General features: G+C 42.5%; 21 protein-coding genes. 11 read left to right on the plus strand and 10 right to left on the minus strand.

The annotated features are described in order from the left end of the window. The first annotated feature begins 16 nt into the window (after window positions 1–16). The 4 genes from hemC to add all read left to right on the plus strand — a co-directional run bounded on the left by hemC (window position 17) and on the right by add (window position 5,206). The gene (hemC, locus tag ACXAC4_RS17635; RefSeq protein WP_475163964.1) at window positions 17–955 is read left to right on the plus strand and encodes a hydroxymethylbilane synthase; all 939 of its coding nucleotides are present in this window, start codon (window positions 17–19) and stop codon (window positions 953–955) included. Between the two features lie 16 nt (window positions 956–971). Beyond that, window positions 972–2,801: a uroporphyrinogen-III C-methyltransferase gene (locus ACXAC4_RS17640; protein WP_475163967.1), complete on the plus strand. Its 1,830-nt coding sequence runs from the start codon at window positions 972–974 to the stop codon at window positions 2,799–2,801. Further along, window positions 2,798–3,904 (plus strand): heme biosynthesis HemY N-terminal domain-containing protein, encoded by a 1,107-nt coding sequence (locus ACXAC4_RS17645; protein WP_475163969.1) that lies wholly within the window; start codon window positions 2,798–2,800, stop codon window positions 3,902–3,904. Before ACXAC4_RS17640 ends, ACXAC4_RS17645 begins: the two co-directional genes overlap by 4 nt. Before the next feature lie 303 nt (window positions 3,905–4,207). Beyond that, window positions 4,208–5,206, plus strand: coding sequence for an adenosine deaminase (gene add, locus ACXAC4_RS17650; RefSeq protein ID WP_475163970.1), 999 nt, complete (start codon window positions 4,208–4,210; stop codon window positions 5,204–5,206). 85 nt (window positions 5,207–5,291) lie between these two features. Here the strand turns inward: add and ACXAC4_RS17655 are convergent, their stop codons facing one another. After that, the gene (locus ACXAC4_RS17655; RefSeq protein WP_475163975.1) at window positions 5,292–5,699 is read right to left on the minus strand and encodes a CBS domain-containing protein; all 408 of its coding nucleotides are present in this window, start codon (window positions 5,697–5,699) and stop codon (window positions 5,292–5,294) included. Window positions 5,700–5,902: 203 nt separating this feature from the next. On the opposite strand from ACXAC4_RS17655, the gene ACXAC4_RS17660 reads away from it, so the two are divergent. Beyond that, window positions 5,903–6,073 (plus strand): hypothetical protein, encoded by a 171-nt coding sequence (locus ACXAC4_RS17660; RefSeq protein ID WP_475163978.1) that lies wholly within the window; start codon window positions 5,903–5,905, stop codon window positions 6,071–6,073. Between the two features lie 42 nt (window positions 6,074–6,115). On the opposite strand, the gene ACXAC4_RS17665 is transcribed toward ACXAC4_RS17660, so the two are convergent. Both ACXAC4_RS17665 and ACXAC4_RS17670 read right to left on the minus strand, forming a co-directional pair. Continuing rightward, window positions 6,116–6,808 (minus strand): helix-turn-helix transcriptional regulator, encoded by a 693-nt coding sequence (locus ACXAC4_RS17665; RefSeq protein WP_475163979.1) that lies wholly within the window; start codon window positions 6,806–6,808, stop codon window positions 6,116–6,118. Between the two features lie 37 nt (window positions 6,809–6,845). Next, complete coding sequence (locus tag ACXAC4_RS17670) at window positions 6,846–7,169, minus strand: hypothetical protein (RefSeq protein ID WP_475163981.1); 324 nt, start codon at window positions 7,167–7,169, stop codon at window positions 6,846–6,848. Between the two features lie 159 nt (window positions 7,170–7,328). Here ACXAC4_RS17670 and ACXAC4_RS17675 point away from each other — a divergent pair, with 159 nt between their 5' ends. Further along, window positions 7,329–8,000 carry a hypothetical protein gene (locus ACXAC4_RS17675; RefSeq protein WP_475163983.1) on the plus strand — a complete coding sequence of 224 codons (672 nt, stop codon included), beginning with the start codon at window positions 7,329–7,331 and terminating at the stop codon, window positions 7,998–8,000. 53 nt (window positions 8,001–8,053) lie between these two features. Here ACXAC4_RS17675 and fre read toward each other — a convergent pair whose 3' ends face one another. Both fre and ubiD read right to left on the minus strand, forming a co-directional pair. Next, on the minus strand, window positions 8,054–8,767 hold the full coding sequence (gene fre, locus ACXAC4_RS17680; RefSeq protein WP_475163984.1) for an NAD(P)H-flavin reductase: 714 nt from the start codon (window positions 8,765–8,767) through the stop codon (window positions 8,054–8,056). A gap of 29 nt (window positions 8,768–8,796) precedes the next feature. Continuing rightward, complete coding sequence (ubiD, locus tag ACXAC4_RS17685; protein WP_475164185.1) at window positions 8,797–10,275, minus strand: 4-hydroxy-3-polyprenylbenzoate decarboxylase; 1,479 nt, start codon at window positions 10,273–10,275, stop codon at window positions 8,797–8,799. 199 nt (window positions 10,276–10,474) lie between these two features. Here ubiD and ACXAC4_RS17690 point away from each other — a divergent pair, with 199 nt between their 5' ends. Beyond that, window positions 10,475–13,075 carry a sensor domain-containing protein gene (locus tag ACXAC4_RS17690; protein WP_475163985.1) on the plus strand — a complete coding sequence of 867 codons (2,601 nt, stop codon included), beginning with the start codon at window positions 10,475–10,477 and terminating at the stop codon, window positions 13,073–13,075. Between the two features lie 23 nt (window positions 13,076–13,098). Here ACXAC4_RS17690 and ACXAC4_RS17695 read toward each other — a convergent pair whose 3' ends face one another. Then, entirely contained in the window at window positions 13,099–13,887 is a 789-nt protein-coding gene (locus ACXAC4_RS17695; RefSeq protein ID WP_475163987.1) for a tetratricopeptide repeat protein, read from the minus strand. A gap of 171 nt (window positions 13,888–14,058) precedes the next feature. On the opposite strand from ACXAC4_RS17695, the gene dbpA reads away from it, so the two are divergent. Next, window positions 14,059–15,444, plus strand: a complete 1,386-nt coding sequence (gene dbpA, locus ACXAC4_RS17700; protein WP_475164189.1) for an ATP-dependent RNA helicase DbpA — start codon at window positions 14,059–14,061, stop codon at window positions 15,442–15,444. On the opposite strand, the gene ACXAC4_RS17705 is transcribed toward dbpA, so the two are convergent. Beyond that, window positions 15,441–16,025, minus strand: coding sequence for a DNA-J related domain-containing protein (locus tag ACXAC4_RS17705; RefSeq protein ID WP_475163989.1), 585 nt, complete (start codon window positions 16,023–16,025; stop codon window positions 15,441–15,443). The two genes, dbpA and ACXAC4_RS17705, sit on opposite strands and share 4 nt — an antisense overlap. A gap of 70 nt (window positions 16,026–16,095) precedes the next feature. Between ACXAC4_RS17705 and ACXAC4_RS17710 the strand changes: the two genes are divergently transcribed. After that, window positions 16,096–18,966 carry an ATP-binding protein gene (locus tag ACXAC4_RS17710; RefSeq protein ID WP_475163992.1) on the plus strand — a complete coding sequence of 957 codons (2,871 nt, stop codon included), beginning with the start codon at window positions 16,096–16,098 and terminating at the stop codon, window positions 18,964–18,966. On the opposite strand, the gene ACXAC4_RS17715 is transcribed toward ACXAC4_RS17710, so the two are convergent. From ACXAC4_RS17715 to trxA, 3 genes are all read right to left on the minus strand, one after another. Then, the gene (locus ACXAC4_RS17715; protein WP_475163994.1) at window positions 18,943–20,208 is read right to left on the minus strand and encodes a methyl-accepting chemotaxis protein; all 1,266 of its coding nucleotides are present in this window, start codon (window positions 20,206–20,208) and stop codon (window positions 18,943–18,945) included. The two genes, ACXAC4_RS17710 and ACXAC4_RS17715, sit on opposite strands and share 24 nt — an antisense overlap. Before the next feature lie 119 nt (window positions 20,209–20,327). Beyond that, window positions 20,328–21,587 (minus strand): transcription termination factor Rho, encoded by a 1,260-nt coding sequence (gene rho, locus ACXAC4_RS17720; RefSeq protein ID WP_058028397.1) that lies wholly within the window; start codon window positions 21,585–21,587, stop codon window positions 20,328–20,330. Window positions 21,588–21,778: 191 nt separating this feature from the next. Then, window positions 21,779–22,105 carry a thioredoxin TrxA gene (gene trxA / locus ACXAC4_RS17725; protein WP_058028399.1) on the minus strand — a complete coding sequence of 109 codons (327 nt, stop codon included), beginning with the start codon at window positions 22,103–22,105 and terminating at the stop codon, window positions 21,779–21,781. 91 nt (window positions 22,106–22,196) lie between these two features. Between trxA and rhlB the strand changes: the two genes are divergently transcribed. Further along, window positions 22,197–23,465 (plus strand): ATP-dependent RNA helicase RhlB, encoded by a 1,269-nt coding sequence (rhlB, locus tag ACXAC4_RS17730; RefSeq protein WP_138484703.1) that lies wholly within the window; start codon window positions 22,197–22,199, stop codon window positions 23,463–23,465. Between the two features lie 39 nt (window positions 23,466–23,504). Next, window positions 23,505–24,995: a guanosine-5'-triphosphate,3'-diphosphate diphosphatase gene (gppA, locus tag ACXAC4_RS17735; protein ID WP_475163998.1), complete on the plus strand. Its 1,491-nt coding sequence runs from the start codon at window positions 23,505–23,507 to the stop codon at window positions 24,993–24,995. Window positions 24,996–25,034: the final 39 nt, after the last annotated feature.

Genomic DNA, 25,034 nt, shown 5'->3' on the forward strand with positions numbered 1-25,034 from the left:
TCCAACAGGCAAAAGCATGACAGAACAAGCAAATATTTTACGTATCGCCACCCGCAAAAGCGCACTGGCACTGTGGCAGGCAGAATTTGTGAAAGCCGAACTTGAGCGTTTTCACTCAGACCTTACCGTTGAGCTGGTTCCAATGTCGACCCAGGGTGACATTATTCTAGATACACCACTGGCAAAAATCGGTGGTAAAGGGTTATTCGTAAAAGAGCTAGAACAAGCCATGTTAGATGGCCGCGCTGATATCGCGGTCCACTCAATGAAAGATGTGCCGGTTGAATTCCCTGAAGGGTTAGAGCTTAACACCATTTGTGAGCGTGAAGATCCGCGCGATGCGTTTGTATCAAACAAATACAAAAGCTTAGATGAGCTGCCGCAAGGCGCAGTAGTCGGTACTTCGAGTTTACGTCGTCAGTGTCAAGTCCGTGCATTACGCCCAGACTTGGACATTCGTGACTTACGCGGCAACGTAAATACCCGTTTAGCTAAACTGGATAACGGCGATTACGATGCGATTATTTTGGCTGCTGCTGGACTACTTCGTTTAGAAATGCCAGAGCGCATTACTGACTTCATCGAGCCAGAAACATCATTACCAGCCAACGGCCAAGGTGCAGTAGGCATCGAGTGTCGCAGTGATGACGAGCGAGTAAAAGCATTGCTTGCGCCGTTAGAGCACACTGAAACACGTATTCGTGTACTTGCAGAGCGTGCCATGAATCGTCGTTTAGAAGGCGGTTGCCAGGTGCCAATCGGTGCTTATGCGCTAGTAAATGGTGAACAAGTTCATATTCGCGGTTTAGTGGGCGCAGTTGATGGCTCTGAGATTTTACGCGATGAAGTGTCAGGTTCCGTTGAGAACGCTGAGCAGCTAGGTGTTCAACTTGCCGAACAGTTATTAGCGCAAGGTGCTGACAAAATTCTAGCTGAAGTATATAGAGACGCGTAATAAGGTTAAATCTAATATGACAAAGATTGCAATCACACGGCCAAGTGGTAAAGGTGAGCAGCTTAAGGCGCAACTCAAGCAGCATCAGATTGCATATCTTCATACCCCAGTGTTATCGCTTACCTCGATAACACTGGACGCCCAGCAGCTTGCGCCACTCGATAATGCTGATGTCATTATTTTCATTTCGCAAGATGCGGTGCAGTCTCTCGCTGAGCAATATCCAACTTTACCAGCCCATGCCAAACTATTTGCAGTGGGTGAGCAAACCGCACAGGCCATAGAAACACATTTTTCTCGCAAAGCAGACTTTCCAGAGCAACAAGATTCCGAAGGCTTATTGGCCTTAAAAGCATTACAAGATTTAGACGCAAAACAATGCGTGCTTGTCAAAGGAAAAGGTGGTCGCACGCTAATAGCAACAACCTGTAAATCACGCGGTGCTATTCTAAATCAATGTGTTGTATATGAACGTGCAGCGTTAGAAGAAACCGCTGATAGCTGGTTAGACCACTGGCGTGAGCAACAGATAACCGCTATAGTGCTGAGCAGTAATGCTGCGATTGATGCTGTTTTTAACACACAATCAGAACAACATTTGGACTGGTTAAAGCAACGAGATTTTTATCTTGTCAGTCAACGTAGCTGTGATTATTTACAACAAGAGTACCAAATTGCTGAGACGCAGATTTACCTTGCCGACGGTGCCAGTGATGATGTCGTGTTCAGTTGCATTAAGTCGTCTCAAAAACAGCAGGTAAGCACCATGAGTGAAGAACAAAAACAACCAACCGCTGCGAGTGAAAAACCGAGCGTGCCAGAGACCAAACCGATGAAGCAAAAGATCAGTAAAGTGGGCGTATTAGCCTTGTTGATAGCAACGGCAACGGGTGTCATGACAACCGGTTTAATTGTCCACGGACAGCAGATCAGCGACAAAACTTACGCGGCGTTAGATGCCTTAAAAACCGAAAATAGCGCCTTAAAAAATGAACTCAAACAGTCACAACAGAATTTAGCAGCTCTGCAAAGTGAGCAATCACGTTTGTCACAAGCAGTGAACCAGTCTTTGTCATCGCAAGCAGCGCAGCTTCAAGAGAGCTTTGCAGCACAGTTAGACAGCAAGTTACGCCAAGCGGATCAACAGCTCAGTGGCGCGGCAATCAATGAAGCGGTTTACTTACATCGCTTAGCGGTTTTTAAAGTGGCCGCAGAGCAAGATTACCAAGGCGGTGCAGCCGTATTAAAGCGTGTACACGATGTGTTGTTAGCACAGAGCAACAACACGGAAGTATTAAAAGCATTGGCTGATGACATAGCTTTACTCAACGCGCAGCCACAACCTGCGGTGGAAAGCATTTATTTAGAATTACATGGCTTATTGAATCAGGTTGATGCGTTGCCATTAGTCACTTTGCAGTTACCAGAGACTCGTCAGCAAGCGCCAGCTGAACTATCAACAGAGGTCAGCGACTGGCAAACTAATTTGAAGAGATCATGGCAAGGGCTGGTGGATGATTTTATTAAGATCCGTGAACGTGATGTGACAGTGATAGATCCGCTACTGGATGCCCAAGAGCAGCAATTATTAAAAGCACAATTACGCGGCTATTTATCACAAGCGCAAACAGCGCTAATGGATAAACAAGCAAGTGTATTCTTCACCGCATTAAAACAAGCACAGCAACACCTTGAGGCTTATTTCGCAGCGGATAAGGCTGAAGTTAAAGCCATGCAATCCGCACTGATTGAGTTACAACAGCAGCCGCTTCAGTTTAGTCGTAAAGTGCAGTTAAGTTCTGAGCAAGTATTGAAGAGCTGGTTAGCTGAAGAGGTTGCGCCATGATAAGAGCAATTTTAGCATTTGCCCTTGTCGCTGCAGCATTAGCTGCAGGCCATCTTTTAATAGATGAAAAAGGCTATGTGCTTATCGCATTTAATAACACCACAATCGAAGGTACCATCGTCGCTTTTGTGATCATGTTTGTGCTGGGCTTTATTGCGTTGTGGCTAGTGCTTAAATTATTAAAAACATTGCTACGCATGTATGGCAAAACCACGGGTTTTTGGCGTGGTAAAAAAGCACTTAAAGCACAGCAAGTGTGGCAGCAAGGTTTATGGGCAAGCATCAATGATGATGCGGCTGTAGTGCAAAGTACGTTCAATAAAGGACAAGCGCCTGAAGAGTGGCAAGACGCGCAGCAAGCTTTACTGGCAAAAGCTGCATTACAGCAAGGCAATAAAGCACAAGCACTGGCGCATTTACAAAATATCAGTGATGCTGCGCAGAGCAAGGTGCCTAAACTGTGGCTAGATGCCAATCAGAATGAGCAAGCTTTGGCTCTGTTAGATGCGCCAATGGCAGAGAAAAAACCAACGCAGGCTGCGGTGAGTAGTTATTTGGCTGGATTACTACAGGCTGAAAAACACGCTGAATTAGCGACGGCGATCAATCAGTATTACAAGCGTTTAGATTGGTCGCAAGCACAATGGCAGGCATTTATGGCACGTTGGTTTACTGCGAACGCAGAGCAGGCGACTGGCCAATTTGAGCAGCTACCTAAAGCATTAAAAGTGCAAAGCGAAGCACTTTATATGCAATCGCAAGCCAGTGCCGGTCAATGGCAAAACTTACTGCCGACATTACAAAAATGGCTCAAGAAAGGTCAGTATCAAGCCTTTGCTGATGTGGTTGTGCATGCCAAAAACCCAGATGTTAAATTGCGTTCATCACTGCAAGATGCATTGAAAAAACACCCTGAGCAACCGCAATTGTTATTTGCCATGGGTTGTCTAGCCAACGCGGCAGGTGAGTATGAATTGGCTGCGAAAGTATTCGACAATTGTCAGCTAACAGAGCTCGATAGAACCCATTTAAAACCGGTTCTAAACAGTTATGAGCAAACCCAGCAGTTCCAAAAAGCTTATTTATTATTGGCCGCAAAATAACGCTAACTATTTAACCTGAGCTTTGGTTATTTAGAAAATTAGACACAGATTGAGCCCCAGCTATAGTTATGTAGCTGGGGCTTTTTTATCAAAAGAGGTCGAATGAGCTCGTTCTGGAGGACACCTGTCCTTGATCATAATCGCTACATGCGTATGATCTGGAAAATTTTATCTTCAAAAAGTAAATGTTACTTAAAACCTGAGTGTGTATTGCGATTCCACATAAGGCCTTTTTGAAGCGAGTCTTAGAAGCCGTGCGATAAGTCTTCTGAGTAGGTCACGATTGATAGAGGATTGGTATTTATGTTCGATAAGAAATTCCCGTTATTAGACTTACACCGCCACTTAGATGGCAATGTGCGTGCTAACACTATTTTGGAGTTAGGTAGGCAATTTAATTTAACGCTTCCGGCCAATGACTTAGAAGGCTTATTACCACATGTTCAAGTGCAGAGCACTGAACCCAATCTTGTGGCGTTTTTACAAAAGCTAGACTGGGGTGTGAAGGTATTGGGTGACTACGATGCGTGTCGTCGTATTGCGATAGAAAACGTAGAAGATGCCATTGCACAAAACATTGATTACACCGAATTAAGGTTCAGCCCATATTACATGGCGCAAAGTCATAACTTACACCCACAAGGTGTTGTAGAAGCCGTAGTTGATGGCATTAAGTCGGCAACCGCTAATCGTGATATCAAGGTTAACCTGATCGGCATTATGTCGCGCACTTTCGGTGTAGAAAAGTGTCAGCATGAGCTAGATGCAATCTTAGCATTCAAAAACGACATGGCAGCCGTTGACTTGGCGGGTGATGAGCTTGGCTTCCCCGGCGAATTATTTGTTGATCACTTTAAGCAAGTTCGCGATGCGTATTTAGGTGTAACCATTCATGCAGGTGAAGCTGAAGGCGCATCAAGTGTGTGGCAGGCGATTCAAGAGCTAGGCGCAACGCGTATTGGTCATGGTGTGAAATCAATTGAAGATCCAAAACTGATGGATTACTTACGTGATAACCGTATTGGTATTGAATCTTGCTTAACCAGTAACATTCAAACAAGTACCGTGGCTGATTTAACCAAGCACCCTCTTAAACAGTTCTTAGATCACGGCATTGCGGCATGTATTAATACCGATGACCCAGCAGTACAAGGTATTGAACTACAACATGAGTTTATTGAAGCCTCAAAAGTAGCGGGTTTAACCGCTGGTGATGTGAAAAAAGCCCAAGAAAATGCGCTTGAAATCGCATTCTTAAGTGATTCAGACAAGCAAGCCTTACTGGCGAAAAAAGCGGGTTAATCTGCTACTATCTCTATAAAGATTAATAGACGGTAACACCCAAATGGTTATCGTCTATTCTAGTTTATTCATAGCTAAGGTTAACTTATGAAGCTTTTGCACAGCTTAAATAAGCTTGCTTAAGCGCATTGATAACGCGTGAGCGCGTCACTAATCCAATCACTTTATTGTCTTCTATTACAGGATAAATTTTCGGCTTATCTCCCTGCATTTGTGTGGCTAAATCGACCACCAACATGCTACTTTTTAGTGCTAAAACCTCTTTGCTCATCAAGTCTTGTGCGGTGATCTGACCGTCACAAAAATAGCTGTTTTGTAACAGTGGATTTAGCAGTTGTTGTTCAGAGATAAAACCAATTAACTGCTTTTGTGCATCGACTACGGGCGCGCCAAATAGTCCATGGCTTTGCAGTTGTTTAATAATGTCCGTTAATTCTGTGCGTGCATAAATAGCCGGGAATTGGCTGGTCATAATGTCTTTAATTGATTGCATAATACGGTTCTCCTGTTGGTTGAGATTAGTATCAGCAATAAATTGAGATTGGTAAAATGGGTTGTTTAGATTGGTTTGATTGTTTTTATTGAACTAGGTTGGTAATCTTATTTTGGTTGAATTTTATTCAGTGTGCAATTGGTGTGCTTAGGTGTATGTTTTGTTTACCCACAACGGGTATTAACATGATAAGGAATATAAGCATGAAATTAAAACTAAATAAGAAAGCCGTAAAAAGCTTAAGTAAAGACAAGCAAGCATTGCCAAGTGAGCTAACACCACAAGTAGGTGGTGCTGCAAATGGTCCGGGACCAAGTAATCCGATTGTTTGCCATAGCTACCCTGTATGCTGGACGGTTAATTATTGCATATAACCTCTAATTTAAAGGTCTTGAGGCTGCTCAAGATCTTTTGCTCTAACAATCACCATATTTCTCCCTGATAAGTGCCACATAGTGGTCAAGATTTTTAGTTTCGTGCAGGCTAAAGCCTCCGTCTAGTAGGGTTGCACCTTGAATTCTATCTAATCTAAATTCTCGATAATCAGCCCTGAGTTGGCAATATGCAACCAGTGTCCATTTACCACCCCAATAGACTAACCCCAGCGGTTCAACAGTGCGCGAAGTGAGCGCTTGTTTGGCATCGCTATAATGTAAATCTACACAGCGTTTTTGTTCGATACCTTGACGTAGGGTATAAGTAAACGATTGATGCTCGGCGTTATGGCTCCAGCCTGAGACTAAATAAGGCTGATCGGTTGTTTGTTGTTTTAACTGTGCGGGCAGTACAGCTTCTATTTTTGTGATGGCGCTTTGTGCTTTTTCGGCTAAGTCAGGATCTGTCCATGCGCTGACCATTTTACTGCCAAGCAATAGCGCTTGTAGTTCGTCCATCGTGAACATCATAGGTGGTAAATCATAGTCACTAATGAGATAACCAATGCCAGCTTCGCCTTCAATGGGCACACCAGAGCTTTGAAGATGTTGGATGTCACGATAAATGGTGCGCTCTGACACATTCAAACGCGTTGCCAAGTCACACGCTCGGGTCGCGAGTCGACGACTCTTTAGAATGTTGACCAGTTGAAATAACCGCTCAGATTTATGCACACCATTGTCCTTTTTGTTTTACTTGATGACTAGAGTGTTAGGCACTTTGTTCACAAGGTGTCTGACTCACTGCATTGTAGCGCTCTAATCTCACCGTGTCTTTCTCAATCAGTTGCGCGAACTGCTGACAAATTGGGTTTTCCATAAAGGCATCACCAATGCGCTTGGCATCAGCCATGGTTTCAAAATACACCACATCAACATAGCTGTGGGCATCTGCTAATTTTGCAAGTGAGCGGTAGAGCACACCTGGTTGTTGATCAATGAAGCTTTGGAAAGCGGTGTTTGCTGCTTCGAACTGAGCAAGATCTGCGTTTTCTTGCAACTTGAATTGCACGATTTCAATGGCATTATTAGACATAATTATCTCCGTATTGACTGTTGTTGGTTGACGTAGATAAGTAAATCACAGCGTCATGTCAGGGAGTGTCAGTAGGGTTTTATTAGCTGGCAGCAGGACAATTCGATTTGGACTCTGTTATAAACTTTGCCGTTTTCTTATGTCTATCAAAGCGGTAAGATGAAAATCGTTACTTGTAGTAAAGGTTCAACGGATATGAAAGAAAAATTAAGAGCAAGCTTAAGTAAAGTCACTTTTGAGCTGACGATAGTGACACTGGGCGTGTTAATCGCTCTGGTGATAAATGAGTGGTTTCAAAATTATCAAGAAGAAAAGTATGCGCATGTCATTCTTGAAAAAACACATTATGAAATGGAGAGTAATTTAGAAAAGCTTCAGAGTGCTATAGAAATCTATGAAGAAACACTTCCAGTTATCGAAAAGTTACTGAAATTAGATCAGACTGCAGATAATAACAAACTAGCCATAGCATATTTAGACACTAACTCTAGTGTGTGGGAGTTTGCACTACTAAGAGATGAACTAAAAGAAGTGCCTGTGAAACTGTTAGTGACTATTTCATCAAGTTATAAAGCAACCTATGATGCGCAGGCAGCATCAGAGCTTATAGGTCCAAGCTCCTTTAATAAGTTTCTCAAAGAGTTTTCAGTAACGACTGATAAACAAAGTTTACTGAAGGATTTAAAGTTAGATGTTCAAAATGCGCATTTGAAAGCTCAGCTTGCATCTTTTATGCTAGAGCGTACAGTTAACGAAACTGCCTATTATCTGAAAACTGGTGAAATGAACCCCGAAAGAACCCAAGTAGAGGTTTCCTTTAGCCTAGATTAAGCATAATAAAAAACGCCAGCAAATATGCTGGCGTTTTTTATTATGAAGTTACGTTATTTAATGTACGCAAAGGCATCTGCATACATGTTTTCGCGAATTGCACCGTGGTCGATAAAGTCATCGCGCACTGGACCAATCATGTCAAAGCGACCAGCCATGTAGATTTCGTAGGCTGCTAGCGAGTCGAAATCTTTTAATACCGCCTTGTGAACAAAACCTGTGTGACCTGCCCAGTTGTCGCTGGCATTATCAACGACAGGCACGAACGTGAAGTTTGGCTTTTTCGCGGCCCAAGCTTGCATCTCTTCTGCTGCATATAACGCTGATTCGTCGCGTACACCCCAGTAAAAATGTACCTGACGGTCTGAGTCAATTTCAGCTAAATGATCGGCCATTGATTTTACATAGCTAAAACCTGTACCGCCCGCTAATAACACGATAGGTAATTGTGATTCGGTACGTAACTCAGAAATGCCTAAGCCCACCTCTACGATTGCTTGTGTGCCATTTGCGTGGTGCTCACGTAAATGATCAAGCGCTTGCATGGCATAGCTGTTTTCTTCAGAAGCACCAATATGAAGCTCTAGTAATTCTTTTTGGCTCGGGCGACTGGCGATTGAAAAAGCGCGCTTGTCTTTCTCGCCAAGCACTAATTGAAGGTAATGACCTGCTTTAAACTCTGCAGGCTCGCTTGGTTTTAGCTCTACCTTGTAAACAAACTCTGTTAGGGGGGTAATACTTACTACTTCTGCATTTAACACTTGCATTATTAAACCTTTCACGACGCGTGCAGCGTTTATTTATTAAGAGACATAATGTTTAACGAGTCCCAAATTTCATCTACTCGTTGCTTGATTGATTCATCCATCACAATGGGTTCACCCCATTCTCGGTCGGTTTCACCTGGCCATTTATTGGTGGCATCCATTCCCATTTTTGAGCCAAGACCTGACACCGGAGAGGCAAAGTCGAGGTAATCAATCGGGGTATTTTCGATCATGGTGGTGTCACGAGCAGGGTCCATACGTGTAGTAATGGCCCAAATGACATCATTCCAATCTCGCGCGTTGACGTCATCGTCACAGACAATAACAAACTTGGTGTACATGAATTGACGTAAGAATGACCAAACGCCCATCATCACACGTTTCGCATGACCCGGATACTGTTTCTTCATGGTGACCACGGCCATACGATATGAACAGCCTTCAGGTGGTAAATAAAAGTCGACAATTTCTGGGAATTGCTTTTGTAAAATAGGCACAAATACTTCATTAAGTGCCACGCCTAAAATGGCTGGCTCATCGGGCGGACGACCTGTATAAGTGCTGTGATAAATTGGGTTCTCACGATGGGTAATGTGTGTGACGGTCATCACTGGGAAGTCATCCACTTCGTTGTAATAACCCGTGTGGTCACCATAAGGCCCTTCAGGTGCCATCTCACCTTGTTCAATATAGCCTTCAAGTACAATCTCGGCAGTGGCCGGTACTTGTAGGTCGTTAGAAACAGACTTAACGACTTCAGTTTTTGAACCGCGCAGCAAACCGGCAAATGCATATTCACTTAAGGTATCTGGCACCGGAGTTACTGCGCCTAAAATCGTCGCCGGATCAGCGCCTAGCGCAACTGATACCGGGTAAGGTTCGCCCGGGTGTTCTTTACACCACTCTTGATAATCAAGTGCACCACCACGGTGTGATAACCAGCGCATGATGATTTTATTCTTTCCTAATAACTGTTGACGGTAAATACCTAAGTTCTGGCGCTTCTTATATGGCCCCTTGGTAACCGTTAAGCCCCATGTGATCAGTGGTGCTGCATCACCTGGCCAACAATGTTGAATAGGCAGCTTGGTTAAGTCGACGTCATCACCACTTAATACCACTTGCTGACAAGGTGCTTTGCGCACTTCTTTGGCAGGCATATTAAGCACTTGCTTAAACACCGGAATTTGTCCTAAAGCTTCTTTAATGCCTTTTGGTGGCTCTGGCTCTTTTAAGAAAGCCAATAACTTACCTACTTCACGTAGTTCGCTGACATCGGTTTGACCCATGCCCATCGCAACACGTTTTGGTGTACCAAATAAGTTGGCTAAAACAGGAATATCAAACCCCTCTGGGTTCTCAAATAAAATCGCAGGGCCGCCAGCACGTAAGGTGCGATCGGCTATTTCGGTCATCTCTAGCTTGGTAGAGATAGGCTGCTTAACCCGAACAAGTTCACCTTGTTCTTCTAAGCGCGCAATAAAGTCTCTTAAGTCTTTGTATTTCATCGTTGGCATAGGGCACTTTTCATTGTCGCGAAGTATATCAAGATGTGGCGAAAATGGCATCACATCTTAAGTTCAGTAAGGTATACGAAGGTAAACGTCATTTTGTTTGATTTTGCACAAAAGCAGTAAAGTGAACTATGTTCAAGGATTGCGGATTAGATTATAGTCGAATGTGTTGTGTGATTTGTGAGTGGAAGTTTTGAAGCGACTTAAAGCGATATTGTTGTGTGCCTTACTCAGCTTGAGTCTGAATGTTGGCGCTGATCACTTACCAGAAGCTGTATTTGAACAGCATAGTGCAGTGATGCTTGTTATCACACCTTCTACAGGCGCCATCGTTGCAGCGAATGCTGCCGCAGATCAATTTTATGGCTATCAAGCGGGTGAACTTGAGCAGCAATTTATTCAGAATATCAACCAACTCACGCCAGAACAAGTTGCTAACGAGCGTGCTATCGCCGCAACTGAAGGGCGTAATTACTTTATCTTTAGACATCAACTGGCTAACGGTGAAATCCGTACTGTGAGTGTTCACTCTGCACCTTTTACCGACGAACACGGTCAGCAACAGCTCTTATCTGTGATCGCTGACATTAGTGAGCAGCGTGCTTTACAAGAATCGCTTTGGCATTACCAAGCCAATCTAGAGCAACAAGTTGAAATACAAACCGACGCCATTCAGCAAGCAAGTCGAATGCAATTGCTGCTGTCTTTTGTCGTTATCGTGTTACTCATTGGCTCTTTGCTCATTTTGGGGCGCTTTTTTATTAAGCTTAAAAATGCCAAGCGTAAAGCAGAGTCTCAAGGGGCGCGTCTATCATCTATTTTTGATGCCATAGAGGGCTACTTACTTTTCACGTCTCGTTCAGGCACCGTACTTGATGCTAACCAGCAGGTTTTTCAAGATATTGAGAGTCGTGACTCTATTGTTGGTAGAGCGTTAGGCGATGTTTTCTTTAGTAATGTAGATTGGGCAGAACAGCCCTATGGTAGTTCTGAGCACCGTTTGAAAGTCAAAGGTGAATGGCGCTTTTTTACAGTTGATAAGCAAGCGGTGAATAACGCTGATAAATCGCTTGGTGATTTATATATGTTGCAAGATATCACTGCGCAACTAGCCATTGAGCGTGAGCAGCGCTTAGCTAGTACCGTGTTTGCAACAACCAGTGAAGGGGTGTTGGTTTCTGATAAACATAACCAGATCCAAATGGTAAATAGGGCATTTACGGAGATCACTGGATTTACTCAAGAACAAGTACTAGGGCAGTCGCCTGCGATTTTAAATTCAGGCCATCATGGGCCAGCTTTTTTCTCGCAAATGTACGACACTTTAAGCCAACGAGGTCATTGGGAAGGAGAGGTCTGGAATCGTCGTAAAAGTGGCGAAGTATTCCCTTGTTGGCTACAGGTCTCCGCGGTATTCGATCAACAAGGCGAAATCGAAATGCATGTCGCTTTGTTTAATGACATTACCTCGCGTAAGCACCACGAACATATGATGTGGCAACAAGCCAACTTTGATACCTTAACCAGTTTGGCGAATCGCAGAAATTACCGAGAAAAGTTTGAAAATGCGCTGCAAAAGGCCAAAAAAGATAAAAGCCGTTTGGCTGTGTGTTTCATTGATTTAGATAGGTTCAAGGCAGTAAACGACACGCTCGGTCATCATATTGGTGACTTAATGCTTATTGAAGCGGCAAGAAGATTAGAAGAGTGCACCAGAAACTCTGACACCGTAGCTCGTTTAGGGGGAGATGAGTTTGCATTGCTGCTGCCTGATGTAGATTCAATCACCAAAGTTGAGCAAATCGCAACTCAAATTCTTGAAACTTTGCATGAGCCTTATGAGTTAGAAGGCCATGAAGTATTTGCTTCGGGGAGTATGGGAATTACTTTTTACCCAGAAGATGGCGATGATACCAAGGTGTTGCTGCGCAATGCCGATAATGCCATGTACAAAGCCAAAGAGTTGGGACGAAACTGCTTTCAATTTTACACTTCGGCCATGCATGAGCATGCAAAAGCACGCAGTCAATTAGAAGGCGCGTTGCACAAGGCGCTTGTAAATAATGAGTTTCACCTCGCTTATCAACCAATTCTCTCTCGTGATGATGATAAAGTGGGCTGTGAAGCCTTATTACGTTGGGAAAACAAAGCCCTCGGCTCGGTATCCCCCGCAGATTTTATCCCGATTTGTGAAGAACTTGGTTTGATTATCTCTATTGGTGAGTGGGTGATGTATCAAGCTTGTTCACAAGCCAAAGCGTGGCAGCAGCAATGTGATAAACCTTTCTTTATTGCCGTGAATGTTTCTAGTACCCAGTTTAAGCGTCAAAGTGTGGTGGAATTGGTTAAAAAGGTATTAGAGCAAACGGGACTGGACGCGAGATACCTAACCATTGAGATCACTGAAACTGTGCTTGTCGATAATTCAGAAAGTATTTTATTGCAGCTTAAGGCACTTAGAGCCATGGGGGTTGAACTGGCTATAGATGATTTTGGTACGGGTTATTCTTCTTTAAGCTATTTAAAGCGCTTCCCGCTTTCGAAGCTTAAGATTGATAGAGAGTTTGTACGAGACCTACCAGATGATCAGGATGACCATGAAATGGTTAAAGCGATTATCTCGATGGCAAGTAATCTAAACCTTAAAGTGGTTGCAGAGGGGGTAGAGACAGACGAGCAATTGTGGCTATTGAATGAATTAGGTTGTGATTATACGCAGGGGTATCTTCATAGTAAGCCGCTGCAAGCAGCGGCATTTGAAAGCTTTTTACTTGAGTATACTCAGGTAAAATAATCTGAGCTCAGGTTAAAATAGGCCTATCGGCACATAGCCTTGTGTTTTTCACAAAAAGACTCAAGTGCAGCTTTAGCTTTGTAGTTGTTTTGTTCTGCTGCGCTTTTATACCATTTATACGCGCCTGCTAAATCAACATCACCGCCTTCTCCATACTCAAGCATATCGGCGAGGTTGAATTGTCCATAGTCATAACCTTGCTCTGCGGCCTGTGTGAAAAGTTTTCTAGCTTCTTCGAAGTCTCTTTCTAAATAGGCTCGCACACCTTCTTGGTTAAATTGATTAAATGAGACCTTAAGTTTATGTGGCACATGTTCAGGAGCCGCTCTATGTCTGACGATCCCCCCCATCACATAGATGTCTGTTGGGCGGAATATTTCGTCGATTGCTCCCTGGTCATAAAGCGCTGCCAGTTCTGATTTTTTAAAGCTAATGAGTGCCGGGCGGAAATAGTTATTGAGCATTAAGCTGTCTAGTTTAATGGCACGCTCTGCACCGCGTTTTTTACGGTAAGTGTAACTGCCTTGTTTTAGGGTGATAGAGTCTTCTTCTACAGTGAGTACCTGTGCAACACGATATTGGGTTTGGTATTTACGGTCTTTAATCAGATGACCCATATCTAAGATAAGTACATCATCAACTTTAGGTGCTGATAAAAACTCAGCCTGTTGTTGCTTGTTTTCAAAAATGCTGTAAGCAAAGTAAGCAATCACAATTAGTGCAATAACAAACAAAGTGCGATGGTGATGTTTGTAGAGTTTGTCTGTTTGATCGTGGAAGTAAAAAAGAGACTTTTGAAAAATGGTTTGCATAACAGCTTCCCTGTACCGATTAAAACTTCAGTCTGCCATAAGTTCATAATCTAGTCATGTGCTGAAACTCTGAGCGGTTTGATTTTGAAGCTCAATAACCATGCTGTAGATGTGTGGTCGAGCGCATTTACTGGTAAACTAAGCCATTAAATTAGTTTTGTTAGAGAGACGATAAGCATCATGCAATTTAACACATTGGCTTTATCACCCGCATTACTTGAGACCATTGCGCAATTAGGGTTTAAACAGATGACAGAGGTTCAGGCGCAAAGCTTGCCACTGATCCTCGACCAACAAGATGTGATTGCACAAGCGAAAACAGGATCAGGTAAAACGCTGGCGTTTGCGCTTGGTGTGTTATCTAAACTCGATGTATCGAGTATGCATGTACAAGGCTTAGTGCTTTGTCCAACACGCGAGCTTGCAGATCAAGTAGCGACAGAAATTAGAAAGCTAGCCAGTGGCACAGCAAACGTTAAAATTCTAACCCTGTGTGGTGGTGTGCCAATTGGGCCGCAAATAAGCTCTCTTGAACATGGGGCACATATTATTGTTGGTACGCCAGGGCGTCTTGAAGATCACTTGTTTAAGGGCACGCTCGACTTAACGCAAGTAAACACCTTAGTGCTCGATGAAGCCGACCAAATGCTCGATATGGGTTTTACTGATGCGATAGAAAACATCGTTGCTTATTTACCACCTGAGCGTCAAAGCCTCTTATTTAGTGCAACCTATCCCAAAAATATTGAATCACTTTCTGCGCAACTGATGCGCAACCCACAGCAAGTTAAAGTTGAAGAAGTGGGGATCAATAAAAGCATCAAACAAACTTTTTATAAGCTCAGTAATAACAAGCTGCGTTTTAATACACTGCGACTACTTCTGATGAAGCATCAACCAAAAAGTTGTGTGGTGTTTTGTAATACCAAGGTGGAAGCTAAGCGCTTATTTGAAGAATTAAAAGAGGCCGGTTTTTATGCTTCGGCACTACATGGCGACTTAGCTCAGCAAGAGCGTGCCATGATGTTGATGCGTTTTGTCAATAAGAGCGCTTCTATTTTAGTGGCGACTGATGTTGCGGCGCGAGGCTTGGATATTGATGATATGGACATGGTGATTAACTATCATCTCGCACTCGACCCTAAAACCCATGTTCACCGGGTGGGCCGAACAGGTCGTGGTGATAAAAAAGGCCTGGCGTGTTCTATTTTTGGTGAAAAAGAGGCGTTCAGAGTTAAGCAAATAGAACAGCTATATGATCGTGAATTTGAACCTGCGGTTTTACCTTCGCTGAGCCTATTAGATAAACCACCTTATAAACCAGAAATGCAAACCCTCTATATTGACGGTGGCAAAAAGCAAAAGCTACGCGCTGGTGACATAGTCGGTTGTTTAACGGGCGATGAGGGCATTGGCTTTTCGCAAATCGGTAAGATCAATGTGTTTGAAAACCAATCGTTTGTTGCTGTGAAGCGCGAAGCAAGTAAACCGGCTTTTAGAAAGCTGCGAGATAACAAAATCAAAGGTAAGAAATACCAAGTACGCCGCGTCAATTAAACTGATTTAATGTGTCCAAGCAGCTGTTGATACTCATTCTGCAACTGCTTGAATCGTCTATCGTCATGACTGCCTTTGTCTGGATGGTACTGAATGGCCAATTGCCGCCAGCGTCGGCGAATGGCTTTTTCTTCAAGTGGCTTTGTTAACTGCCATTGCACACACAAGTCATCGAGGTCAAATTTACTCAGTGTATTCTGCGGATGATGAAAACCTTGAGCAAAACGTTGCCAAAAAGAATCTAGCAATGATGTTATTTCTTCATTATCTGTTTGGTAGTTCTGCCAATCTAAATAATAAGTGCTGAGAGGTGTGTTTAATTCAGGGGCTTGGCCTTTGTCTGCAAGGTAAATATCCATGCTATCTATATGTAAGTAGATATCGTCTTCAATTAACTCAGTCTGCAAAGTATATAAGCTATTCATCAGCACAAAGTTACGCTTGAATAAATCTTGATTGGGGTCGTCGTCAAGTTGCTGAAGCAATTCAACAGCTTGCAAATGAGCTGCCAGCGTATGCACCTTAAAGTGTGCACCATTACTCAGCACTGAAAAAATTTCATCTAGAAGCGGCCGCAACATTGTCCCTCAGGGTTTGTTGGTGTATCTTCACCATACCATGTTTATTTTTTGTTAGGCAATGAGGGCAAGGATGTTAAACCAGCCATTGCGGAAAATACTCGCTTCCACATTATTTGTCGCCAGTGTGTTGAGTACATCTTTCATCGCATCATCTTCTACAATTCCCCCTGCACTTTCTGCAGAAATAGAAAAGCTGAAAGAAATAAATGATTGGTCGGCCTTTACATTAGAAGCTGATAAATTAGCGAAGCTGAATGCGGATGATGTAGATGCGTACAGTGGACTTTTAAAAGAGTTGGGAAGAGAGGCGATCAAGCGCGAAAAATTGCGCGATGCTGACATCTATTTCAATCAGCTAGCAGAGGCAACATCACATGATCAGGTGAGTGATACGCATTTCCTTGCATTCAAAATGTTGGGGATCAGTGCTTACTATCAAGGTGAGTACGCTGAGGCAATCGAAAACTATCAAACTGCACTCAATATCGCAAAGTTACGACATAAGCCATTAGAGCTTGCGAATATGCATAATAATCTTGGGTTGGCTTTTCTAAAAGCGCATGACTTAGAAAGCTCTGTTCGCCATTATGTTGAAGCCCATAAACTGTATGAGCTTCATGGCAGTGATCAAGATAAAGCTGATATTTTACTTAATCTGTCTGGGGTATATGTTCGTCAGTTTAGGTTCGAGACAGCGAAAGATATGTTATTTCGAGCAATTAGCGCTTTTAATTTGTTAAATGACGAGTATGGCGTTGCGCTTGCACAGGCAAACTTAGGGGTTATCTATGTTGATACTAATGAAAATGAGCTTGCGCGTGCCAGTTTTAAGGCTGCGATAGACTATTACGAGAAAATTGACTCTTCAAGGCATCTTACATTTGAATATAGCAATTTAGCGAAGTTAAGTGTGTCTTTGGGTGATATGGAAAGTGCCCGCCAAGAAGTAAAAAATGCGCTTTATCATGCCGAAAAATTAAATTTGAAAGTCGGGCGAATGGAGGCGTTGCCTTCTTTGGCTAGGGTACAAATTCATGAAGGTGATTTTGAATCAGCGCTTGAGAGTATTAATGAGTCGATAGAGATTGCAAAGTCACAAGGCGATCAATTACGCGTCAGCGAGAACCTTGCTATACAATCTATTATTTTAGCAAACTTAGGTTATACCAAAGCGTCACTAAGTAGCTTTCATGAGCATAGAAAGTTACAACGTAAACTCGTTAACGATAGCCTAATAGCTCGTTTAAATGAGTATCAAAGTCAAATTGAAGCCAATGAGTTAAACCAAGAAATTGCACTTCTCAAACAACAACAAGCTGTACAAAAGTTACAGAGTGAGCAGCGTGAACAATTGACTTGGCTTGCAATTTTACTGTTGATCACAGGTATAGTAGCTGTTGTGAGTATGTATAGAAAACGCATGGAGCGTGCTGCCAATATTGAGTTGAGTCAACAGGTTGCTAAGCGTACAGCAGAGCTACAAAAGTTAGCAGATGAGCTAAGTGAAGCTAACACAGTTAAAAGCCAGTTTTTAGCTAATATTAGTCACGAGATCCGAACTCCTCTCACTTCAATTATTGGTAATAGTGAAGCGCTGTTACAAGAATACCAACATGACAAACATATTCAGGAACCTCTGCAAGTCATTCAAAGGCAAGGGGAGCACTTAAAAGACCTTGTGAGTGATGTACTCGACCTGAGTAAAATCGAAGCACAGCGTTTTGAGTTAGAGTTTACAGAGTTTGCCCTAGAGCAGTTGCTTGATGATGTCACTGAGATGTTTCAGCATGTCTGTGAGGCAAAGGGGTTAAACTTCATCGTAGTGAATCAGCTTCCATCACCATATGTGGTGCGTTTAGATTATGTCAGGCTTAAACAGGTGCTCATTAACTTACTTGGTAATGCGGTTAAGTTTACAGAATATGGTCATGTTGAGCTGGTTGTAAGTCAAGAAAATAACGGGGTTCGGTTTTCGGTAAATGATACGGGGATCGGGATGGATGCTACGCAATTACAGCATATATTTGACTGCTTCCAGCAAGGGGATAACAGCATAACACGTCGTTTTGGCGGCTCAGGATTGGGTTTATGCTTATCTCAGCAATTATCGACCATGATGGGTGGTAGCATTCAGGTGAGTAGTATTCCTGAACAAGGCAGCCAATTTTACATTGTGATCCCTTGTGCACGTTTAGACTCAGCATCTGACTCAATTTTAGTACATAAAGCTGCTCGGCCGATTACGCAATTATCTAAGCTAAGCGGTACAGTATTGATTGCTGAAGATCATGATGATAATCGAGCGTTATTCGAACGTATTCTCTCTCAGCTTGGTGTTGAGGTTATCACAGCCGAAAATGGCCAAGTAGCAGTAGAAAAAGCATTATGCGAATACCCAGATCTAATCTTGATGGATATTCAAATGCCATTACTTGATGGTCTTGAAGCATTTAAGTTACTTCAACAAGCAGGTTTTGATGGGCCGATTTTTGCACTTACTGCGAATGTCATGCAACATGAAATTAAATCTTATCTTGAACTTGGGTTTGCAGGTCACCTAGGGAAACCACTTGATAGAGATAAACTTCACCTGGCTTTAAGTGATTTTCTAGCAGAAGCCTGCGGTGGAGACGAGCAAGATATGCACGTTGATATTAGTGATTTGATAGAAAGTTTTGCATTAAGCCTTGAGCAAGAACGCTTTACGGTTATCGATTTATGGCAAAAGCAAGATTGGTTAGAGTTGAGAGCTGTGTGTCATCGTCTTACAGGTGCAGCCTCAACATTTGGCTTTGATGATATTGCCAAAACGGCAAAGCACATAGAGCAAGCATTAAAAAACCCACAAGAAGTTGATTCTCATGGGTTGCAGCATTGGTATTTAATCTTGTGTGATGAACTACAGCAAGCTCAGTTATCAGAACAACTCAATGTCTCCTGAGTCTTGCTGAGTCTCAACCTTAGTACTGGCCGTTTTCGTGTCAGTATGTAGTCGAGACCGGTCAGTTCTGGCGTCATGCTCAAAAGCTGTTTCATCCACTTTAAAAATTGCTAATTTATCGTGAATGCTGTGGGCAAGACTGATTAGGTCGTTGCTAGATACAGCTTGTATCTTAGAGCTTGAAAGCGCATCTGAATTAAGTTCAACCATAGACTCAATACTTGTCTGCGCCTCATCAGATACGGCTTTTTGGTCTTTTACCTGCTCGTGAATACTGTGAGACATAGAGTTTATGCTGAGCATAGCTGATTCGATTTGGTCTACTTCTCGAGTAGACGCTTCTGATAGCGTCACAGTTTGCTTTGTTTCTTCGAGTGCGTTGAGCATGAGTTGGTGTGCACTGTCTGTACCAGCCTGGATTTTACTCACAACTTCACGTACTTGCTGGGTCGATTGACTGGTTCTTGCGGCTAAACTTCTGACTTCATCTGCAACAACAGCAAAGCCTCGGCCTTGTTCGCCTGCTCGCGCGGCTTCAATTGCTGCATTCAGTGCCAATAGGTTTGTTTGCTCTGCAATAGAGTTAATGACGTCAATAACAGAACTAATCGCATCAGAGTCAACTTTTAACGTTTCAATTTGTTCACTAGTTTCTTCAATGTTATTTGCTAAGCTCATTAAGCTTGCTTGGCTCTTATCTGTATCAACCCGCGTTTTCTTGACTGCTTCTGTTGCCGCTTCCACTGAAGTGTAAATCTTTTCTAAGTTATCATCGAGTTCTCGAGATACAGCGAGCATACGGTTAATTGAGTCTGCTAAATCTTCACCATGAGCGTGCTGAATCGTCGCCTTTTGTGTCATTGATGCATAAGTATCCCTGAGTCCATCAGCCATAGGTGAAAGGCGAGATGAAGAAACATAAACCTCAGCAATGATATGCTCTATGGTGGCAAGGCTAGCATTAATCGCTAAACAGGCTGGTGGCGTAGAGGCTTTACTATCATCAAAGCGATAAGTGAGATCAATTTGTCCATCATGGTTTATAGAATTGACTAAAGTCTGTAAATGCTCAGCTTGCGATATTTTTTGGCTCGAATACCAAAGTGCAGCTGCACCTAAGATGATTTGTACACTGATAATAATGGCCGTTGTTGACCAAGATACAGAGAGCAATGGCAACATGACTAATAACACTAAGGTGTTGAGGATTAGAAAGTTTCGAATTAATTGAAAGGGCTTCATAAACTGAACAGCTCCCTGTCTAAGCACGTAAGTCTATAACTAGAATAGTAAAAAATTTGGGACAATGCGATAAAAATTAAGATCAAAAAAGCCTGCTTATGCAGGCTTTTTTAGGATATTTACTTACGACGCATGAGCTCGAAGAACTCGTCGTTTGTTTTACTCATTGAGAGCTTGTCGATGAGGAATTCCATTGCGTCGATTTCACTCATTTCATGAACAATTTTACGCAAGATCCACATTTTCTGTAGCTCATCCGCTTTAGTCAGTAATTCTTCACGACGCGTACCTGAGCGGTTGAAGTCAATGGCTGGGAATACACGCTTTTCAGCAATCTTACGGTTTAGGTGTAATTCCATGTTACCCGTACCTTTAAACTCTTCGTAGATAACTTCATCCATCTTAGAGCCAGTATCTATAAGTGCCGTTGCGATAATCGTTAAGCTACCGCCTTCTTCAACATTACGTGCAGCACCGAAGAAACGCTTAGGTTTGTGTAGTGCATTCGCATCAACACCACCCGTTAGTACCTTACCAGATGATGGAATAACGGTGTTGTAAGCTCGTGCTAAACGTGTGATTGAATCAAGTAGAATGATAACGTCTTTCTTGTGCTCAACTAGGCGTTTTGCCTTTTCAATAACCATTTCGGCAACTTGTACGTGACGGCTTGCCGGCTCATCGAACGTTGAAGCAACAACTTCACCTTTTACAAGGCGTTGCATCTCAGTTACTTCTTCCGGACGCTCATCGATCAGTAACACCATCAGTGTTGCATCTGGGTTGTTGTAGGTAATCGATTGCGCGATATTTTGTAGTAGCATTGTTTTACCCGCTTTCGGCGGAGCTACAATTAGAGCACGCTGACCTTTACCAATTGGTGATGCTAAATCAAGAACACGAGCAGTAATATCTTCTGTACTACCGTTACCACGTTCCATCACAAAACGCTCATTCGCATGAATAGGCGTTAAGTTTTCAAATAAGATCTTAGTACGAGAGTTTTCAGGTCTATCGAAGTTAACTTCATTAACTTTAAGTAGTGCGAAGTAACGCTCACCATCTTTAGGTGGACGGATAAGACCGCTAATTGTGTCACCAGTACGCATGCTGAAGCGTCGAATTTGACTTGGTGAAACATAAATATCATCAGGACCTGCTAGGTAAGATGCTTCTGATGAACGTAAAAAGCCGAAGCCATCTTGTAGAATTTCTAAAACGCCGCCGCCATAAATGTTTTCACCGCTTTTAGCGTGTGCTTTTAGAATGGCAAAAATAATGTCTTGTTTTCTTAGACGGGCTACGTTTTCAAGTCCCATGGACTCAGCTAGTTTTACAAGTTCGTTGATTGACTTGTCTTTTAATTCGCGTAAATGCATATTGGTGGGTTCTTTATAACAATTGTCATCTCAGTGATGAGAGGTTGATTTGATAAAGCTAAAGGTTAGTGGCTTTATAAATTAGCAGTTAGCTTGCTAGTCGTCCAGTCTTTAAACAAATTTAGTCGAAAAAACTATGGGCAGGTAGGTGGGATATACGCCTAGCAAAGGCGAGGCGTATATATACAAACTTAGATGTTGTCGTTTAAGAACTCAACAAGTTGAGTCTTTGATAACGCGCCAACTTTAGTCGCAGCTACTGCACCATCTTTGAAAAGTAGTAGTGTAGGAATACCACGAATACCAAACTTAGGTGGCGTACCAGCGTTTTGGTCGATGTTTAATTTACCGATAACTGCTTTACCAGCAAACTCTTCAGCAACTTCGTCTAAGATTGGCGCGATCATTTTACAAGGGCCACACCATTCTGCCCAAAAGTCTACAAGTACAGGTAGATCTGATTTAATTACATCAGCTTCAAAGCTGTCGTCAGTAAGCTGGATAATTTTGTCGCTCATTGCGTTCTCCGTTAGAAATTGGCGAATTATTTACTGCGTATTTAAACACTCTTGTTTCTTATTGCAAGTTTAAACGTTATGCTTAATTGCTATGACTAAGACACATTTGACCAATAAAAAATTTTCTGACTTTGCTATTGCGCCGGAAGTGGTCGCCGGTTTAGCTGCGAATGGCTTTGAATATTGCACGCCAATCCAAGCAAAGTGTTTACCTTTTGTCTGTGACGGGCGAGATATCGCTGGTCAAGCACAAACCGGTACTGGCAAAACATTGGCGTTCTTAACTGCCACTTGCCACCGTTTAATGCAAACAGAAGGTCAATCCAGAAAGCACCCAAGAGCGCTGATCATGGCTCCTACGAGAGAGCTTGCGATTCAGATCCATAAAGATGCAAAAATTATTGCGCCACACTGTGGTCTAAACTTAGGTTTAGTATATGGTGGCGAAGAGTACGAAAAACAACGGGCGCAACTCGAAAAAGGTGTCGATATTTTAATTGGTACTACGGGCCGCTTAATCGACTTCTATAAGCAAGGTGCTTATAACCTTAATGAAATCGAAGTCGTTGTACTTGATGAAGCAGATCGTATGTTTGATTTGGGCTTCATTAAAGATATTCGCTATCTATTTAATCGTATGCCTCCGACAGCAGAAAGATTAAACCTACTTTTCTCTGCGACTTTATCTTACCGCGTGCAAGAATTGGCTTTTGAACACATGACTAATCCAGAGCATGTACAAATTGAGCCAGATGTAAAAACAGGTAAACGTATTCAAGAAGAGTTATTCCACTCATCTCATGACGATAAAATCCCGTTGCTTCTTACATTAATAGAAGAAGAATGGCCTGAAAAAGCAATCGTATTCGCAAATACGAAGCAAAGTTGTGAAAACGTGTATGCTTGGCTAAAAGCGGATAAACATCGTGTTGGTCTATTAACAGGTGATGTAAATCAAAAGAAACGTCAGTCAATTTTGGCACAATTTACTAAAGGTGATTTAGATATTCTTGTGGCAACCGATGTGGCTGCACGTGGTCTACATATCCCTGAAGTAAGTCATGTGTTCAACTTTGATTTACCGGACGACTGTGAAGACTATGTACACAGAATTGGTCGTACAGGTCGTGCTGGTGCATCAGGTCATGCAATTAGTTTTGCGTGTGAACAATATGCATACAACTTACATGAGATTGAAGAGTACATAGAACATTCGATTCCTCTGTCTCATTATGATAAAACAGCATTAATTGAAGATTTACCTAAACCGAATACGCAGAGAAGACGTCATCACTCTGGCCCAAGAAAGGGAAACAACCGACGTCAATCAAATTACAATAAATCGAAAGCGAACACTTAAGAAGTTGTAATTGCGGGATCTTGCAGCTAGAGGTACAAAGTGGCCAAAAATATAGATAATAATAACGTTTTTGCCGTTATTGATTTAGGCTCTAATAGCTTTCATATGTTGATTGCAAAACACATTGCCGGTGGTGTTCACACCATCGGCCGAGTTAAACGTAAAGTTCGACTAGCTGCAGGCTTAGACGAAAACAACACGTTATCTTCTGATGCAATGCAACGAGGTTGGGAGTGTTTGGCACTATTTGCCGAAAGGTTGCAAGATATACCGAAGCAAAATATCAGCATTGTCGCAACGGCAACGCTGAGGCTTGCTACCAATGCCCAAGTATTCAAAACCCAAGCCGAAAAAATCCTCAATCACAAAATCAATATCATCAGTGGAGAATTAGAAGCGCGCACTATATATAAAGGTGTTGCACATACTTCTGCATGCCAAGGTAAACAATTGGTAATCGACATTGGCGGTGCAAGTACTGAGGTTGTCATAGGCAAAGGGTTTGAAGCGCTGCTCTATAAAAGCTTAGACATGGGATGTGTGACTTACTTAGAACGTTATTTTCAAAATGGCTTACTGTCTGAGAAGAATTTTGAGCAAGCAATTGCTGCAGCACATACTGTGATTGCGCCGATTAAGTCTCAATATGTAGAGACTGGTTGGGAACTTGCTATTGGCGCATCTGGTACTGTGCAAGCAATTCAAGAAATTTTAGCTGCGACAGGTCAAACTGATCTGCTTTCTTTAGAAAAGCTGCAGCATATAAAAGCTGAAGCGATAAAGCATAAGAATGTATCAACACTTTCTTTGCCAGGTCTCAGTGAAGAACGTCGTTTGGTATTTGTATCTGGATTAGCAATTCTTATTGCATTATTTGAAGGGCTGAATATTCAGCAGATGGGATTGGCAGGTGGCGCGCTTCGAGAAGGTGTACTCTATAGTATGATCTCAGATCTACACCACTCTAATATTCGTGAAAGAACGCTTGAAAGCTTTGCGCTGCGTTTTCATACCGACAAAGAGCAAGCTAAGCGCGTTTCAGATGTAGCCCTATTAATAGCAAAACAACTTCAGCATGCCTGGCAACTAGATTTACAGCAAGTAAATGTATTGCTTTGTGCAACAGCGCACTTGCACGAAATTGGTTTGCTGATAGATTACAAACAATATCATCAGCACAGCGCCTATATATTAAGTAACACCGATATGCCGGGTTACTCGCCTGCAGAAAAGAAAGTCATTGTTAGTCTTTTAAAAGGTCACCGTGCCGATTTAAATGATGCACTGTTTTCACATCTTGGTGCTAATAAAGCACTGTCCGAAAAGTTAGTACGCATAATTAGACTAGCCGTTATCTTATCTATGCGCCGTAAAGATGATGTTTTACCTACCTTTGAAGTAAAAGCAGATAAAAACAGACTTAATATTAGCTTTTCTGAAGACTGGTTAGCTCAACACCCACTTATGAAAAGTGAGCTTGAGCAAGAAAGTGTGTATCAATCAAAGTTAAATTGGCAGTTTAGTAGCTAAAACAGCTCATAAATTCTACTTAAAACATCGAAATTATAC

The sequence above is a fragment of the Pseudoalteromonas sp. AWM4_233 genome (assembly GCF_056158285.1).